At 62.4% G+C, this 15,788-nt stretch carries 9 protein-coding genes; 4 read left to right on the plus strand and 5 right to left on the minus strand.

From position 1 onward, the window contains the following. Nucleotides 1-204: hypothetical protein (locus tag PQQ51_RS01730; RefSeq protein WP_408494297.1), on the plus strand; the 204-nt coding region annotated here is incomplete at its 5' end. A gap of 39 nt (nt 205-243) precedes the next feature. Here PQQ51_RS01730 and PQQ51_RS01735 read toward each other — a convergent pair. Together PQQ51_RS01735 and PQQ51_RS01740 are read right to left on the minus strand one after the other, a co-directional pair. After that, the gene (locus PQQ51_RS01735; RefSeq protein ID WP_408494299.1) at nt 244-1,281 is read right to left on the minus strand and encodes a glycoside hydrolase family protein; all 1,038 of its coding nucleotides are present in this window, start codon (nt 1,279-1,281) and stop codon (nt 244-246) included. A 153-nt stretch (nt 1,282-1,434) separates the two neighbouring features. Then, a complete protein-coding gene (locus PQQ51_RS01740; RefSeq protein ID WP_408494301.1) occupies nt 1,435-5,502 on the minus strand; it encodes a hypothetical protein in 4,068 nt (1,355 codons plus the stop codon). Nucleotides 5,503-6,131: 629 nt separating this feature from the next. On the opposite strand from PQQ51_RS01740, the gene PQQ51_RS01745 reads away from it, so the two are divergent. Both PQQ51_RS01745 and PQQ51_RS01750 read left to right on the plus strand, forming a co-directional pair. Then, the gene (locus PQQ51_RS01745) at nt 6,132-6,875 is read left to right on the plus strand and encodes a spermidine synthase (RefSeq protein WP_408494303.1); all 744 of its coding nucleotides are present in this window, start codon (nt 6,132-6,134) and stop codon (nt 6,873-6,875) included. A 283-nt stretch (nt 6,876-7,158) separates the two neighbouring features. Continuing rightward, nucleotides 7,159-7,926: a phage tail tip lysozyme gene (locus PQQ51_RS01750; RefSeq protein WP_408494304.1), complete on the plus strand. Its 768-nt coding sequence runs from the start codon at nt 7,159-7,161 to the stop codon at nt 7,924-7,926. Between the two features lie 274 nt (nt 7,927-8,200). Here PQQ51_RS01750 and PQQ51_RS01755 read toward each other — a convergent pair whose 3' ends face one another. Together PQQ51_RS01755 and PQQ51_RS01760 are read right to left on the minus strand one after the other, a co-directional pair. Further along, a complete protein-coding gene (locus tag PQQ51_RS01755) occupies nt 8,201-8,857 on the minus strand; it encodes a hypothetical protein (protein WP_408494306.1) in 657 nt (218 codons plus the stop codon). 130 nt (nt 8,858-8,987) lie between these two features. After that, nucleotides 8,988-9,629, minus strand: a complete 642-nt coding sequence (locus tag PQQ51_RS01760) for a hypothetical protein (protein WP_408494307.1) — start codon at nt 9,627-9,629, stop codon at nt 8,988-8,990. A gap of 572 nt (nt 9,630-10,201) precedes the next feature. Between PQQ51_RS01760 and PQQ51_RS01765 the strand changes: the two genes are divergently transcribed. Continuing rightward, nucleotides 10,202-13,519 carry an autotransporter gene (locus tag PQQ51_RS01765; RefSeq protein WP_408494308.1) on the plus strand — a complete coding sequence of 1,106 codons (3,318 nt, stop codon included), beginning with the start codon at nt 10,202-10,204 and terminating at the stop codon, nt 13,517-13,519. A gap of 93 nt (nt 13,520-13,612) precedes the next feature. Here PQQ51_RS01765 and PQQ51_RS01770 read toward each other — a convergent pair whose 3' ends face one another. Continuing rightward, nucleotides 13,613-15,634: an HrpF/NolX family T3SS translocon protein gene (locus PQQ51_RS01770; protein ID WP_408494309.1), complete on the minus strand. Its 2,022-nt coding sequence runs from the start codon at nt 15,632-15,634 to the stop codon at nt 13,613-13,615. Nucleotides 15,635-15,788 lie beyond the last annotated feature (154 nt).

The following is a 15,788-nucleotide window of genomic DNA, read 5'->3' on the forward strand; positions in this document are numbered from 1 at the left end:
ATCCATGTCGCCGACAGGCGCAATACACCTGCGGGAAAGCTAATCGCAAGAGTTATGCCATTAGTTTCGAAACGCTCGAAGCCTGCGCGGCAGGGCTTTCTGCTAAGTCCGCGCTTAAGGTTTTTCCGGTTATCCGTAAAAACCGGCGCGAAGCTTCTGAAAATCCAGACATCGCATTTCGAAGGGCAACCCATCGCGCATTAGTCGATGGACTGCCCCTCCCCGCTATCGCGGTTCATCCAATCACTGACCACCCGGCAGCGAAAGATACTCCGCACCCAATGCGGTCAATTGACCGTCTGCCGCCAGCAAACTCGTGTAATGAGGATCGGGGCTCAGGCGCCCGGTGAACCATGCGTAGCGGAAAACATCGGATCGCGATTCGCAAGTGGCAACCATGTCCTGCATTTGTGCCTCTTGCGCCGCAAGCGTGTCGACCTGCGCACCGTCTAACTGACTGTGCCAGTTCGCGAATTCCGTCACCCAGATCTGCTTGCCGTATTTGTCGAGGCGATCGAGTTGGGACGCAAGGCCGTAGTCGTACCAGTGAAATGCAAGGTAGTCGATCTGGGGATCACGGTTGCCGTTCGCGGCGCGGTAATCCGCATAAAACTCGTCAAGCCATACGACGGGGTCCTCATAACCCGGCAGCGTGCCCCAATTCATCGCGGGGCCGACGATCTTTACGCCGGTCTGCGCCGCAATGTACTCGTACTGCGGCCAGAGTGCCGCAGCCTGTGACGGCGTCATATCCGACTGATCGGTGAGATTCGGCTCATTGAGCACCAGCATGTACTTGATGGACGGATTCGCCGTGAGGTAGGCGATGATGTCGTTTGTATTGAACGAGCCGTTCCACAGCATGGGGAGAAAGTCCATGCCGTAACGGGTTCGATAGTCCGCCGGCACAGCGGCGTTGGGAGCCGAGCCCCAGTTGTACCACCAGCTGACACCGGACGCGACCGCGGCAAAATCCGCGGGAGAGGCCAGATCGAACGCGATGCCCCGTTTCGAATTTTTCGCGAGGATCGGGTTCGGCGCAGAGCTTGCCGCGGGCGCCGCAGCCGGCAGGTTCGAAACGTTGGCGCCCTTTGCGTTCGCAGATGATGGCGTGGTATCCGAACTGTTTCCGCCGGAGCCGCCACAACTCGCGATGCCCAACGAGGCAGAGAAGGTCAACAGTAAGGACAGGCAACGAGTTTTTGCCTTAAAGGCAGTTAGCGTCATGTTGGGTTGCCGTAATGAAAGTATCGATTCAATGTAATGGGACGGGTCAATCACGTTAAGCACAGTTAACGTTTCGGCGGATAGTTTCTTATTTTCCGTCTCTTATTGGAAGAGACTTCATTAAAAGAATTGCATCCGCTTTACATGAAACGTGATGCGCTATCGTGCTTTGATGTCGAATTCAAGTACACAGTCAATTGCGGCGTGTTATGGAGGCGGAAATTGCGCGGCGGTGCGCTGCCCGTCGACATTGGCATTTTTCTGCCATCGAATCAGACTCCGCCAGCCGAGCGTGGTCGAATCGCGTGCCCTTTCGCGCACGATCAGCATCAACGGTCGCCATGTAGCACGCATCAGCAGAACTTCGTCGATCGATTGCTGCGCTTTGCGTGCTCCTTCATGATCGCCGCGCTGTAGCGCCAACTCGGCCAATGCGCGATAACCGTCGATCCACGCACCGGCTTCGCCGCGCATCGAGTAGTTGACGTTGTAGTGACAGTAGTTGGTCGTCTTGCCGAGCTTCATGATGTCCTGTTCGAATGTATCGAGCAGCACTGCCGCGCGCTGACGATTGCGCGGATTGTCCTTCTCGCCGTTTTCATCGGGATCAAGTGTTTCGATGCAACGCATCAACCAGTTCTCACGATTGCCGGCAATTTCGGCGAGCATGTCTTTCGGCGTCGAATAATGTCGGTCGAGGTCGCCGTCCTGTTTATCGCCGATCAGGAACGGCGAGATTTCGTGTTGCTCCTTGACCCATGCGAAATCGCGTGAAACGCCGAGTTGCATTGGCACCGATTCGCGCTGCACCACGCCGTCGCGGCCCGCGGGACCGATCGGTATGCTCTGGTTGGTCAGCGGCGCAAAGTTCAGGTTGACGGTGGCGCCCGCCCGCTGTTGCGCGGTGTCGCTCTTCGCATTGACCACGCGGATCTGGCCGCCGGTTTCCGAACGCTTGTCGCGCGTGCGTTCGGCTTCGACGAACGCAGCCACTTCGGCACCGAGCGTTTGCGCTACGCCATGCGCATCGTTGAAGCGCGCCGAAGGCAGTCTTGCGGAGACCCGGGCCGTGAGCGTTTTGGTGTCGGTGAAACTTTCAACCTGAGTCACGACGACGGCCGGATTGCGCGCGAAAATGGCTTCGAGCGGATCCTTGAATGCGCGGCCGCGATCCGGCGCGATCATATCCCAGCGCACCATACTGTCCAGCGCATTCAGCATGTTGGCGCGCATTTCCTCGTCCTTGTGACGGCTTCTGAAGAAACGCATCAGCGTCGAATCCGTGCGCGTTTGCTGGCTCGCCGCGCGTGCCGTAAAGGTGGCCTGCAACGACACGCCGGGAGCGACCTGCGGACCCACCGCAACGCCGACAGTAGCTTCCTTGGCCTGCGTGTGCGCCGAGCCGAACGACATCTCCATGCCGAGAATCGGCATGAAAAGCTGCACGAAGGCTTCGTCGGTCATGGATTTCTCGGCCGTGACAATCGGCGATGCAATCGGCGACACCGCCCCATACGGCAGGGTCGGCAGATTCACGCCGAGTGTCCCGCCTGCGCCGATCCGCAAGCGATCGCGCAGCCGGCTGTTCAGCACGAACGATCTGAAGAAGGTCACGATATCGGTCTTGCTGCTGAAATGTTCGGCTTTCAGCAACTGCGCCGCGGCGGCGAGATCGGTGTCGTCCGCAGCACTACTGCCGGTGTCGGCACGATGTAATCGCTCGGGAAGGAGCGTGTTCAAATGTTCTTCGATCCGGTTCACCGCCTCATAAGCGGTCAGACCGCTGCTGCACACCTGCTCGAAAAATTCCGGGAGAACCACCGGTGCTGCTTTGCGCAGCACATTGCGCTGACGGTTGGCGCCGGCCGGTTCGGCAGCCTCGTTCGACGCGCGGGTGCGACGCGCGTTCAGCCCATCCGCGCCGATCCGCCGGCTCACGTTCTTCGCGTCTTTCGCCTGCAGTTTGATCTGCGATAGATGCTCGCCGCGGTTCTGCCGCAACTTCAAATGGTCCACCGTGGCTTGAGCCGCCAGCATCGCTTTCCGGAGTTGCGGCGAGTCATTCAAGTCGCGGCACGTCGCAATGGTGCGTTCGAGTTCTGCGATGCGTCGTTTCACATGGGCGTCCACCTTGATCCGCGGTGACTGCATACCCATGCTCTCCGCTACGGCGTAAGCCCGGTTGAGTACACGCTTTCGATAAGGTGTCTTGTTCAGGGTCGGCATCTTGCGGCGCCAGAGTGCGCCGCCGCCGCTGGCCTTGTCGTCCGGTTTCACCGCGCGGCTCCGTTCTGTGCCGCTGTCCGACGCCGCAGCCCGAATCACCCATTCGGTAATCGCCTTCCTGAGTCGCAAGTTGTGCCTGTCATACGCCGAGCCCGGCGCATTGCTGAAATAGCCGTTGCGAACGGCGTTGTAAGCCGCGTGGTCGACGTCGTCGAACGTCGTTTCGCTCGCCGACGTGAGGCCCGCATGCGCGACGCGCTTGGCCTGCTGCAACCAGTCCGCCACGCCGTTGTCGCTGGACCGTTCGGCTTGCTGCGCATCGTGTGCGTTCCAGAATACGCGCAGCATTTGCGAACGCGCCGAATCCGGCGCCTGCGCGCCGTCGCTCGACAGTACATGCAGCATGTCGGTGCCGCGCGGCAGCGTCGCCATCTTGCGGCACAGCGCAACGATGCGCGTGGAGTCGTCGACGGCAACCGGCGTGCTTCCTTCACCTTCGTGCAGCGGCTCCGATTGCTCGGCCGCTACTTCGACCCAGTGAGTGACCGGGTGTTGCGCCAGCAGGTCGAGTACGCGCGCGGCGTCCTCACCCACATCGACGCCGACATCGGCGATAGCACGCGTCACGATTTCCAGCACGGCCTGCGGCAGCATCGGAATCGGCGGTTGCGGCGCGGTCAGCTTCAACGCGAGCCGCTCGAGCGACGTCGCTAATCCGGGCGGCGTTTGCGGGCCGAAACCATGCGCCGCCTGAATCGACTGTTCGACAATGTATTGACGCGCAGCGTTGATCGCATCCTTCTCGCGATTCTTGTCACCGCTTGTATTGCCGGTAGCCTCGTTCGCCGCGCCCTGTCGTTCCTCCAAAGCAGCCGAAGCGTTCCGCAGCGACGGCATCGTGCGGTCCGCCACATGCCAGTGACGATCCACTTGCGCGCGTTTTTTCATCAGATCGCCGAGGTTATCGTTCAACTCGGCGAAGCGATACAGGCGTTGCTGACAAAGCTCCATTTTTTCGAGTGCGAGATTGAGCACGCCGCGCGTTTCCTCGATCTTCTCCCTGAGTCCGGCAGCCTCGGCCTCCGTCGAATAGGTATCCGTGCCGGAATCGGTCAGATTTCCGAGCCTCGCGCTCAGGCGGTTCAGACGGGCGGCTGTTTGAGCGACGATTTCCTCGGTTGCCGACATGTCATAGTCGAACGACCTCAATAGCGACGCTTCTTCTGCATGCGCCTTGATCTCGAGTTCGATTTCGTCGCGACGGCTACCGGAATTCGCATGCAGTGTCTCGACATCCTTCCTGATGTCATTGAGCCGTTGAAGCGAGAACGCCAGCTTTTTATCGGCCTGATCGGACAGATGGCTCAGGCTGATCACCTCCAGTAGATCCGTACTGTGAATAGCTTCATGCAGCGAGCCGCTCGCCGCACGCACGGACGCTTCTTCGATGCGGATTTGACTTGCTGCCTGATCGATATCCTCACCGGTTGCCCCGGCGTCGCAAGCCGCTTCATGTTGCGAGCGGGCCGCAACGAGTTTGTCGACGGCGCTATCCAGCGTTTGCCGGCGCCGCTCGACTTCCGCGAGCAGTTCGCGCGCCTGTTGCCCGTTTTCGATGCGGTTACGCGAAATCATCGGATCGCGGCGCGGCGCTGGCGCAGTAAGCGCGTTGCCCGCGCCGTCGGTGAAGCTGGCTAGATCTTGCAACGACGCGGGCTTTAACCAGGGTGCGACCGTGGTGACGAACCGGCGTGTCTTCGACGGCGCCGGACGCTCGTACACCGCTATCTCCGACTTGCGCAGACTCGCGGCCATTGCGCTCGCGATATTGAGCAGATTGCGTGCATCTTCCAGAGCCGGATCGTCATGCGTACTTTCTTGCGTCTTGATTGCCTCGCCTAACGGGCCAGGCGGTCCTGCAACGCCGGCGTGAGATTGACCTGGTACACCTGCACGCAAGGGTCCATTGATCGTGCGGCCGGTGCCGGGAACCCCTGCGGTCACGTTTAACTGGCGGCCGCTAATCGTGCTCAACAATTGCTGTTTCACCGAGGGCTTGTCAGTCGCCGCAGCCGCCGCTCGCCGGGTCTGGGCGCGCTGTAACGCAGCGGTTGCCGCAGGGCCGAGACGCTTGGGCGGCACACCGGCATTCGTCGATGACGACGAGCGCACAGGCAAGCCCTCAAGGTGGCTTGCTGTCGATCGGGTAGAAGATGAGCTTTGGCGTTCCTGATTCTGCTCAGGAACTGTCGCGTCATGATCGAGCGTAGTGGATAGCTGAGACCGTGAGCGGTTGATCGAATTCGAATTCATTGCAGCTTCTCCCGGCTTAACCCGACAAGGCTCCTGGCTATCCTTATTTTTTCTATTTTCCGGCGACGCAGAATCATCTTTTTATATCCCCCGCAGGTTGAAGATGTACCGAACGTTAGCCGCTTTCAGCGTGCACGGTTATAACGAATACTCCTTTTGAAATGACAGATTGCCCTGTCAAATAGTGAGCTGTATTTTTCCTGTCTACGTGGCGCTCACCATTCGTTTCTTGACCATTTTTTTCGTACTTCGACAGGCAAAAAAAGTTGTATGTGCGAACACTTCCCGATTGCTGTGCCGCCGGGTAGGCATTCATGAACGCGCTACCCTCAAATCTTTTTTCCAATACCACGAGGGGCAACACAATGAGCGCTACAGAGATCGGCAAATTCCGGATCGCAGACATAAGTGGCCGCACAGTTCTCAGGTATGCCGATGATGAAAGCAGCGATCTCAGCACCATGGATCCATCAAATCCCGATGCACTCGACGACGACTACACGCGGGTGATGTTGCATCCGCTCGTGTTTTTCGAGGCGCCGAAGGATATCGTCATCATCGGACTTGGCGGAGGCCAGCAGGCCAAGTTCCTGCGCCGCTATTTCCCTGCGTTGAACGTTACCGCTGTAGAAATAGATTCGACCGTCGTTGAAGTCGCCCGGACACATTTCGGCTTGCCCGACAACGACGAACGACTGCATGTGATCGTGCGCGATGCCGCGGAGTATGTCCGCGACGATGACAAACATTGCGATTTCATCGTATCCGACGCGTTCGGCGACGGTAACCAGATGGTCGATGCTCTTCACACTGCGAGCTTTTACAAAGACTGCCATCGTAAATTGCGCGCCGGCGGCGTAATGACCGTCAATATTTTGCGTCCACGCGCCGATTGGGTCAGCACGTTTGTGTCGACGTTATCCGAGATCTTCATCTACTGGCAATTTCACGTCGTTTCTCCGGAGCAAGGCGTGATCGTTCTCTGGAAAGATCTGCCGGAATTCCCGCTCGAATCGACCTATGCAAGGGCCGCGGATCTCGACGCGATAACGAACCTGAATTTCACCGGTTTCGTGGACTCTTTCCGGCAGAAACGAGACGGTGCATGAGCCGTTCGTAACGGCAGACTCGCACGCGGCGCGCTCGCGCCGCCATGTTCGTATTTGGCTCGCCCGTTTCGCGCGCGCGAATGCAGCGTCTCCTGGCCTCGTTGATCCTTTGAAGTAGACACGTGCGGCCCCTCGGCCGAGCGGCACATTCTGGCCCGTCTAGCCTAATTCACGGAGAAAACACATGATTGCAGCCGTACGCGGTTCGTCTGGTGCATCGTCATCTGGAATCAACGATTTATCGGCGTCGGATGCCTCCGAACTCGCCGGTCTGGATCAGCAAATGAAGGAACTGATGAATCGGATCACCCAGATGATTAGCCTGCTGCAGCAGCAGAACAAGGCTCAAAATCCCGGCGATGGCGGACCGTCGGGTATCGGGGCACCCAGTGGCCACTCGCATCATCGGAACATGCAGGCTTACGTGGCGCCCGAAAGCAGCCCTGCGCCGGCCACCCCGGCCGCCGCTCCTGCTGCGTCCCCTGCCGCTTCTCCTGCGTCCAGCGACGCACCCGTCAATGCCACGAGAGGCGCCGATAATTCCGATGACGACGCCCCATGGGGCGGCCTGAGCACTGACCCGCAAACCACGGCGCTCACCGAATCGCAAGGCCACGCTGTCGCGGAACAATACATCACCAACTTGCAGAAAGACTTCGGCCTGACGCGCGAGCAGGCGGAGGGTATCGTCGCCAATCTGTGGCACGAAAGCGGCGGGATGAATTCGGGTATCAACCAGGGCGGCGAAATCGGCCCGCCGAGCGGCAACATGGCCGACGACAACAACAACGGCTACGGGATCGCACAGTGGGGTGGCGCGCGCAAACAGGCGCTGATCGACTATGCGCACGAGCATGGCATCGATCCGTCGAGTCAGGCAGCCAACTACGGCTACCTGAAGCAGGAGCTGCAGACGAGCTACTCCGGCGCGATCGACGCGGTCAAGGCCACCAGTACCGCCGCAGCCGCCACCGAGGCATTCTCCGCCGCTTTCGAGCAGCCGAGCGATCCCGAGATGGCTTCGCGCCTGGCGGACCTTCAGGACGTGTGAGAAGGCCGGCGCCGCCATGGCGCCGGCGTATCGACCAGCAGCGATCGCTTAGCCGAGGCCGCGATCTTCTGCTGGCCTCGGCGCTTGCTACAACGTTGCGCTCGAACTGGCTTCACCGGATGCGTCCATCGGCCGGATCGCCCAGGCGTTGGCGGAAGGCGGATCGTTCTCCGGCGCGCGACATGCGCCGAATCGAACTGGAGGATCGCCGGCAGCTTCATATTAAGTGCGCGCCCTGCTTCGTTCCATGCCGCCGCCGGGGGAAGGCCACGCGTCAAACCTGCACGTCACCTGACAACAGCGAATCGCGAGACGGGCGGTGGCGTGGGTCCGGATCCGCCACGCCGCTCGTGACTTCGTGCAGCGAACGAGTTTCTGCCTCCAGCAAGCTTTCCTCATTCGTCATGTCCACGTTCTGCGATACGTAAACATCGGCCTGTGCTGTCTGCACGCTGCCGTGTGCGCGCGTGGATTCCACACTGGCGGCCGGACCCGACGGCGACGCACCGACTGCCGTGTCAGCCGGATGAGAAGCCGCAGTCAACGCACCGATGACATCATGCGCGCTCGTGCCGGGCCGTGGAGGCGTGCCGGCACGCAGAAACTCGAATTCGGCCGGATGCGTGGCAACGAGACGGTTGAACTCCTGATGAAACTGCGGCGCAATCCGCTTCATTTCCGCCGGGCCCGGCACGGCTGCGGATCCGGTAGGCACCCGGCGCGGGCGGCTCCCCGAACCCGCGCTCGCGGTGATGTTCGGGCGCGCGCCGCCGGCCGATACGCTGCGTTTGAGGCCCGCCAGTTTCTCGGGACTCGCCAGGCTTTTGCTGCGGCCTCGTGTAACTTTGGTGTCGGGGGTCTTCGGTGTCTGGTCTGAGGCAAAAGAAACGGGTGTCGCGTTCGTGGGTGCTCGGGTTGTTATGGTTGTCATAGACAGCTCTCGTGTCAGGAAAAAAGTGGACGCACGCGATACACCCGCGGCGCGGACGTTTTGGGCATTCACGTCATTGTTTTATCGGCAAATCTGATGTGGAGGGCGACGCTTCCGGCAAAGGTGTGCTTCAGCTACGCGTCATATCCTTGGTTGCTTCGCTGCCCTTGTACTTCAGTTGCGAGCTGCTCTGCGCCATCGCGATCCGGCTTTGGTGGACCTGTAGTTCCTGCATCGCCAGCACGTGCGCCGCGGGGTCGTGTGCGTTGGGCGTCGGCGTAGCCGGTCGGGACGGTTGCGCTGGCGGCGTGGACGGCGTTGACGGCGACGCGTGAAGCTGCGGCTTCCCGGCATCGGGCGACTCCGCGAGACTCTGCTCGATCGCCATGGCGAGTGCCTCGTCGTCCGCGATCTGGAGAGCGTCCGGCTTCACGTTGAATTGCGTCTGCGCGGCGCTGAGCGCGTGGGCTTGATGTGACGTCATTGCCGGCGGGTTCGGCTGCGACTCCTGGAGGCTCTGCTCGATCGCCATGGCGAGCGCTTCGTCGTCCGCGATCTGGAGCGCGTCCGGCTTCACGTTAAGTTGCGTCTGCGCGGCGCTGAGCGCGTGGGCCTGATGTGACGTCATTGCCGGCGGGTTCGGCTGCGACTCCTGGAGACTCTGCTCGATCGCCATGGCAAGCGCTTCGTCATCCGCGATCTGGAGAGCGTCCGGCTTCACGTTGAATTGCGTCTGCGTGGCGCCGAGCGCGCGGGCCTGATGTGAAGTCATCGCCGGCGGGTTCGGCAACGCCTTGTGCAAGCTGGCCCGCAACTGCGGCCGGCTGTTCGTGGGCGCGTTCGTCGGCGCGTTCGGGCGCGGCGACGATGTCGGCGGACGAGGCCCTTTAACCTTCGGCGCCAATCCGCTAAACGCCGCGTCAGGCCGTGTTTTGGCACTGGATGAACGAGGCGAAGGCTGACGGCTGGGTGCGGGTGTCTCGGCGGGGCTCACGCGCGACAGCGCTTGAGTAAACAAACGGGAAATTGCGGAATTCTTCATGGTTTTGCTCGGTGAGAGAGTTGAAGGTGAGCCATCAACCGGCGATGTCCTTTACTGTAAAAAATGATCACGCTGATGAACACCCAAGCTATTCGAGTGGAGGGCAATGGACGCGATTCATCGCGAGCCGATGGAGCGATTAGCGAAGCCATCGACGCGTAATGCATCGCGAAGCCCGTCGATATGCACCTTGGAGAGGCACAACCGCTTCGCATGGAGCGACATGGCTTCGCAGACCTCTTCTGCACGTCATATGCGGCTCATACCGTGGGACATCCTGCTCAATAGTGGATATCCCCTCAATGGCCGGCTTTTCGATCCGCGATCTCTTGCATCACGCGCCTCAACCTGTCAACGCGCCTGCTGCGCCGACTGCCGCAACGGCGCCCACGCCACAGCAAGCGCCTCGCCAGGCGCAACTGCCCGCCCCGCTCGCTGCGGCGCCTCGCAAGGCGAATGCCGCAGCACCGCTGGTCCCCGATACCCGCGCTTCACGCATCCGCACTGCGGCGGCGCGAGCGGGAGCGCGGCTGCGCACCAGCAAACTCGATGTCAGCACCGCCGTTTATCAGTCCAGTCAACAGGGCAAACCGTTCGCGCCCGGCAGCTTCAAGGCGGATGGAGAGCGCTACGCGCCAAAGCACGTCGTGCCTTCGACGACAGCAGGCACGCCGCTGCGCAAGAGCGCCGCCCAGGCGCACGAAGCACTCGGCAAGTTCAATGGCCACGCAACGTTGCACGTCGCCGCCGATAGTCAGGCTCACGCCGTGCATCTGAACGCGGCGATGGACAGCGCGTCTGGATTGACCGCCTACGTGGATCGCGAGTTTGCACCCGGCCCACGCGACCAGCCCGGTCTCGACCAGCTATCGGCGCGGCTTGCCGCATTGGGAACCGCGAGTCATTCCCCGGCCACGATGCGCGGCGCGCTCTTCGCGCACGCGCTCAGGCAGGCCGATGTGAGCGATGCCGCAAGCGCGCACGCGGTACTCGACGCACTGTGCGGACTCGACTTCGCGCACATGGAAACGGCAAGCGCCCGCACGCCGGCCGAAGCGCGTGCGTGGCTCACGGCACGCATTCTGTCGCGCACGAATGAAGGTTTCGATGCGCTCGAACAACTGCGGCACGTCGGCGCGGGCGCCGACGTGAACCTCTCGCCGACGCAGCGCCAGGTCAACCGCGTGATGCTGCAAGCCGCCGATACACTCGACCCCCACCCCGGCGCCGATCCCGCGCCCGCCACCGTTGCCGCGCGCTTCGCGCCGGCGCCCGGCGCGCCGCTGCTCGACACGCCGCTCGCGTGGCAGGCGTACCACGCGGCGCTGACGCTGCGCAACTATGGCCGCCAGGCGCTGACGCCCGATCAGAAAGGCGCGTTTTTCGCGTGGCAGCAAAATTTCCGCGAGGATGGTCCCGGCACCGATCTCTCGCGCGCCCGCCAACGGTTGCAGAAATTCTCGGGCGAGACGATCGACCGTACTGCGAAGAACCGCTGGAAGACCCTGCCGTCGAGACTCGTCGGTCATCAGAAATCGCCGTTGTCCGCGCTGGCCATGGGCACGCAAGGCGTGCCTCGCAAGGCGGTGACGGCCGAACGCGCCGCGCACGCGCAAGCGATGCGGGCCGCGTTGCAGGCCACCGCGCCGGAACTCGTGACTCGCCCCGCGCTCTCGGCGGCGAGCGCGATCCGGCATGCGCGCGCGGAGCAATCCATCGCGGAGCTTGCGACGCTGCACGCATGGGTCCAAAGCGGCGGCTTCCCCGAAGGCCGGCTCGACGCTACGCATCTCAGAGAGGCGGCCCGCCATGCGGAGCGCCTGTGCGCGACGCTGCAACCGGAAGACGCCGGCTCTGCCGCGGCCCTCGACCACATGAAGACGCTGACTGCGCGCTGGGCGGCAACCGATCCGCACGAGCTCGCCCGGACGAAGCCGTTCAAGTCGATCGTCAAACAGCACTTCGACAGCAATCGGCTCGCGGCATGGGGCAAGGTCGCGGGGGTTCCCGCAGAAGCCGAGTTCTGGACCCGCATCGAGACGCTCGCCAACGCCGCCGACCCGCATACCGACAGCATCGATTCACGCGACCGCGAGTCCGTCCGCGACGGTCTCAAAGCGGTGGCGACCCAGTTGCAGTCGAGCGCGCGCTTGCGGCTCACCGACGGTGGCCGCATCGGCGTCAGCACTCGTGGCCTGTCAGCCAATCTCGGCAAGCTGTTGCATCTGGCCGGCATTCCGATCGCGCCGCGCGTCGATCTGCGCGCGTCGCGCACCCGTGAGGCCGTGGTCGAAATCAGCCGTGCTACGCAGGGCGTGGAGATGTTCATCGGCACCGCGAAAACGCACGCGACGCATGCCGGCGCTGGCGTGCTGGTCGGCTATGACGTCGACGTCGGCCTGACCGAGTTGCGCGCCGGCGTCGTGTTGCAAGGGGTGCTTCATTCGGAAGAACTCGTGGAGCCGAGCGGCGTGTCGTTGCGTATCGCGCGGCGCGTGAACCCGCGCGCCACCGGTTACGACGACAACGCGATGCGCACCAAACTGGAAGGCCTGATCGACCATGTCTTCGACGAAACCACGCGCACGCGCGAAGGCGGTGCCAGCGGTGCCAGCGGTGCGCGGGCCACGTGGAACCGCCTCGCCGAGCGCTGCTTCGACGATCCCGATGTCTCCGTGAGCTGGACCGATACGGTCGCGCGTACGGTGAAGCAAGGCGGCTCGGTCGATGCGACGCTGTCCGCGAAACTGGTCGGGCCGTTCAAGGCGTGGCGGGCCGGCGCGAATATCGGCGTGGGTTATGAAAGGACCGGCAAGCAGACCGTCGACTCGAATGAGAAAAGCGGTCGCCTGCAGGTCGAACAGCATCGCAGCGGCTCAGGGTGGCGCCTGCTTGGCCGGCTGAGCGGTACGCTTGGCGCGAGTGCCACCGCGGGCGCGCCGGATACGTCGGTGGCGATCGGCGCCATGTCGCTCGACGCGCCGTCTGCGACGTTGACGTTCAAGGATGACAGCCACCTGTCCAAAGTGCAGCTGGTTCGCGAAAACGGCTCGCTGGTGCATCGGGCCTGTCTGCTCGACACCGAATATTCCAGCGCGGCGACCTACACCGAAGCACTCGATGCGTCGCGGCCGCAATGGGTCGCATTGTTCGCCGCGGAGATCGCCGAAACCCAGCGGACAGCGCACGCGCAGGCAATGCGCGCGGGCCGCCCAGCGCCGGTGTTCGAAGCACCGGAGAAGCTCGCGGCAGAGCGGCTCGACCGCCATCTCGGCGATGTCAAGGCGAACCGGCGGCCGAACCAGACCTGGTTTCACCGTTACCGGTTAAGCCGCAACGCCGCGCTGAAAATCGATGCGCTGAACGCCTGCGCGAGACAAAAACCGGCCGGCCGCGCAGCGCTCGACGCGGAAATCACGCGCATTCTCGACAATGCCAGTTCGTGGCTGCCCGCCGAACTGAAGGTCAAGGAACGCACGACCAGCGCACGCAATCCCGGACTGAATGCCGGCGTGCAATTGAACACGAAAACCACGGCGACCGGCGACCGGGAGTTGTTTGCGCAAAGCATTCCGTTCGCGCTGGCCGATCGCCTCGATGACGATGCGCCGCGACGCTGAGCACTCGCGTCGCCGGATCCCGGCGTAAAAAAAGCATTGCCGCCAGACCGGCGGCAATGCTCTTTCAAACGGCTAGACCCGCACCGCCTCCAATCAGGCAGGCACCGGCTGATTCTGTTGCTGCTGCGGCAAGACCGCTTGCTGGACTTGCGACGACACCGTGTCCTTCACGTTGTCCTTCGCTGCATCCTTCACACCGTCCTTGACACCGTCACGGATAGCGGACGTACCCGACTTCGCCGCGACATCCACGCCTTCCTCGATCCCCTTCTCCGCGCCCTTGACGATCGCGCCGCCCATGCCCGGCACCGTCACCGTGCCGATAGCCGCGCCCGCGAGACCGAGCGCTGCATCCTTCTCGGCATTTTCGATGTCGGCCTTGCTGCCGCCGCCCACCGCGACCGCGCCGACCTCCAGTTGCCCGGACACTGCCTCGGCCGCAATCGACGCCCCTGCGAAGATTTCGCCGATACCCGGAATCTTCGACAAGGCGCTCAACACCGTGGAGAACACATCGGCGATCTTCGACAGCACGTGCAGCAGCCCCTGCAAGAACTTCTGCAAGCCGCCGCCCTTCTCCTTCTTCTGGTCGGGCTGATCGGCTTCGCCTGCCTCCATCGCCTGCATGGCCGCGACGTCGACGGGTGCAGTCGGCGTATGCGTGGGCGGCGTGGGCGGCGCGGGTTTGCCGAGCGTCTTCGAATTCTTGACCCACGCATCCAGATCGCCCTTGCCGATCTGGCCGTCGTCCGCGGCGTGCAGGAAGCTGCCGCTATTGCCGTGCTTGCCGTTGTCGAGCATGCCGAACAGCATCGGGTCGTTCAACAATTGCTTCGCGGCCTGCTGCACGTCCGGGCTGCTCTTCGGGTCGTTGGCAATCTGCTGCAGCTTGTTGCGTGTGAGATTGCCGCCGCCGAAGAACGTGCCTTCGTTGGCCTGCAGCGTGGCGATGGTCTTGTTCTCGTCGTCGTTCAGGCTGACGTTGCTCGAAATCGCATCTTCCATATGACCGCGCGATATCTTGCCCGACGGGCCCGCAATGGTCTGCCACGCGGACGGATTGTCGAGGAAGTACTTCGCGGCCGCGACCACCTGCGGCGGCATCTTGCCCTCGCCGCCGGTTCCGTCGACGATGTTCTGAAGGTCCTGTTTGGACAGATTTTTCGGCAGGTTGTCCGAGTAGCGGTAAAACTCGCGCATCGCGTCGTTCGCATCGATCTCGCGCGGTTGCGCATTGGGATCGGTGTTGTCCGACGGAATGTAGTTCTGCTCGAACGCGTCGGCCTGCTGTTCGTTGTACGCCTGCACTTCCGGATGCTTCTTGACAAGGTTCGTCACGTCCTGCGGCGCGAATTTGCCGTCGTGTTTGCCGTTGGACGCCGAATCGAGCATCGACTGCAAGTCGGGATCGTTCTTCAGGCTTTGCAGCGCCTGTTTGAGATCGGGCGGCGTGTTCGGATCGTCGATCTGCTTTTGCAGATCCGTCATGGAACCCTTGATCACACCCTGGTGGCGGTCGAGCACGGAGAGCGTCGCGATCTGGTCGTCGGTCAATTCATTCGGATTGCTTGCCGATGCCGCCGCCGAAGCGGCCGCGGCGGTGGTCGCCGCCGATTGCGCTTCCGTGAATCTCACATAGTCGGGATTGACGAGGCCGTTGGCGAACTCGCTCGGCGGAGTCGAGTTGTCCGTGCTGCCCGACGCGGGGTTCGGGTCGGTAGGCGTTGCCGTGGAAGAGGTGGAAGACGTGGAAGCCGGCGGCGTGCTGGCATCCGACGCGGGAGCGGTGGCGGCCGGGTCCGGCGCCGCGGGTGTGCCGGCCGCGTCGATCGCGCGCTCGGCTGCCGCCGGATCGATATAGCCGTTGTTGCCGGGCAGTTCGGTCGGCGCGCCGTTCGCAGGTTGCCGGGGGACGAGTACTTCACCCTCGTGCAACGGCAGATGCGGCTGCGCGCCGCTCCCGTTCAGCGTTTGAGCATGCGCGCCATCGAAAATATTGGCCAGCATGCTGCTGATTTTTTCGTGATCCTGCTGCAACTCAGCACCGATGTCGTGCAGGGACTCTTTCAAGCTCGCAACACCGCTTTGCAGCGGCGAGGTTATCCGGGTATCCATTGAGTTTCCTCGATCAGATGGCGTTAAATGGCGATCGACGACGCAAGCTGAGCGAGAGTCGGTCCGGCAGATTCTAGGGACGTGTGCATGCCGGCCACGCGCACGAAGCCGAAAGCGCCGACCGCGTTGCGAAACCATCGGCGCAATTAAAGCG

The organism is Paraburkholderia xenovorans (assembly GCF_046030735.1).
GTDB classification, from domain to species: Bacteria; Pseudomonadota; Gammaproteobacteria; order Burkholderiales; family Burkholderiaceae; genus Paraburkholderia; species Paraburkholderia xenovorans_A.

Excerpts from the sequence above, each read along its gene's own strand:
- PQQ51_RS01745 (WP_408494303.1), top strand. The coding sequence starts at position 6,132 with ATGAGCGCTACAGAGATCGGCAAATTCCGGATCGCAGACATAAGTGGC.
- PQQ51_RS01750 (WP_408494304.1), top strand. The coding sequence starts at position 7,159 with ATGAAGGAACTGATGAATCGGATCACCCAGATGATTAGCCTGCTGCAG.
- PQQ51_RS01755 (WP_408494306.1), bottom strand. The coding sequence starts at position 8,857 with ATGACAACCATAACAACCCGAGCACCCACGAACGCGACACCCGTTTCT.
- PQQ51_RS01760 (WP_408494307.1), bottom strand. The coding sequence starts at position 9,629 with ATGACTTCACATCAGGCCCGCGCGCTCGGCGCCACGCAGACGCAATTC.
- PQQ51_RS01765 (WP_408494308.1), top strand. The coding sequence starts at position 10,202 with ATGGCCGGCTTTTCGATCCGCGATCTCTTGCATCACGCGCCTCAACCT.
- PQQ51_RS01770 (WP_408494309.1), bottom strand. The coding sequence starts at position 15,634 with ATGGATACCCGGATAACCTCGCCGCTGCAAAGCGGTGTTGCGAGCTTG.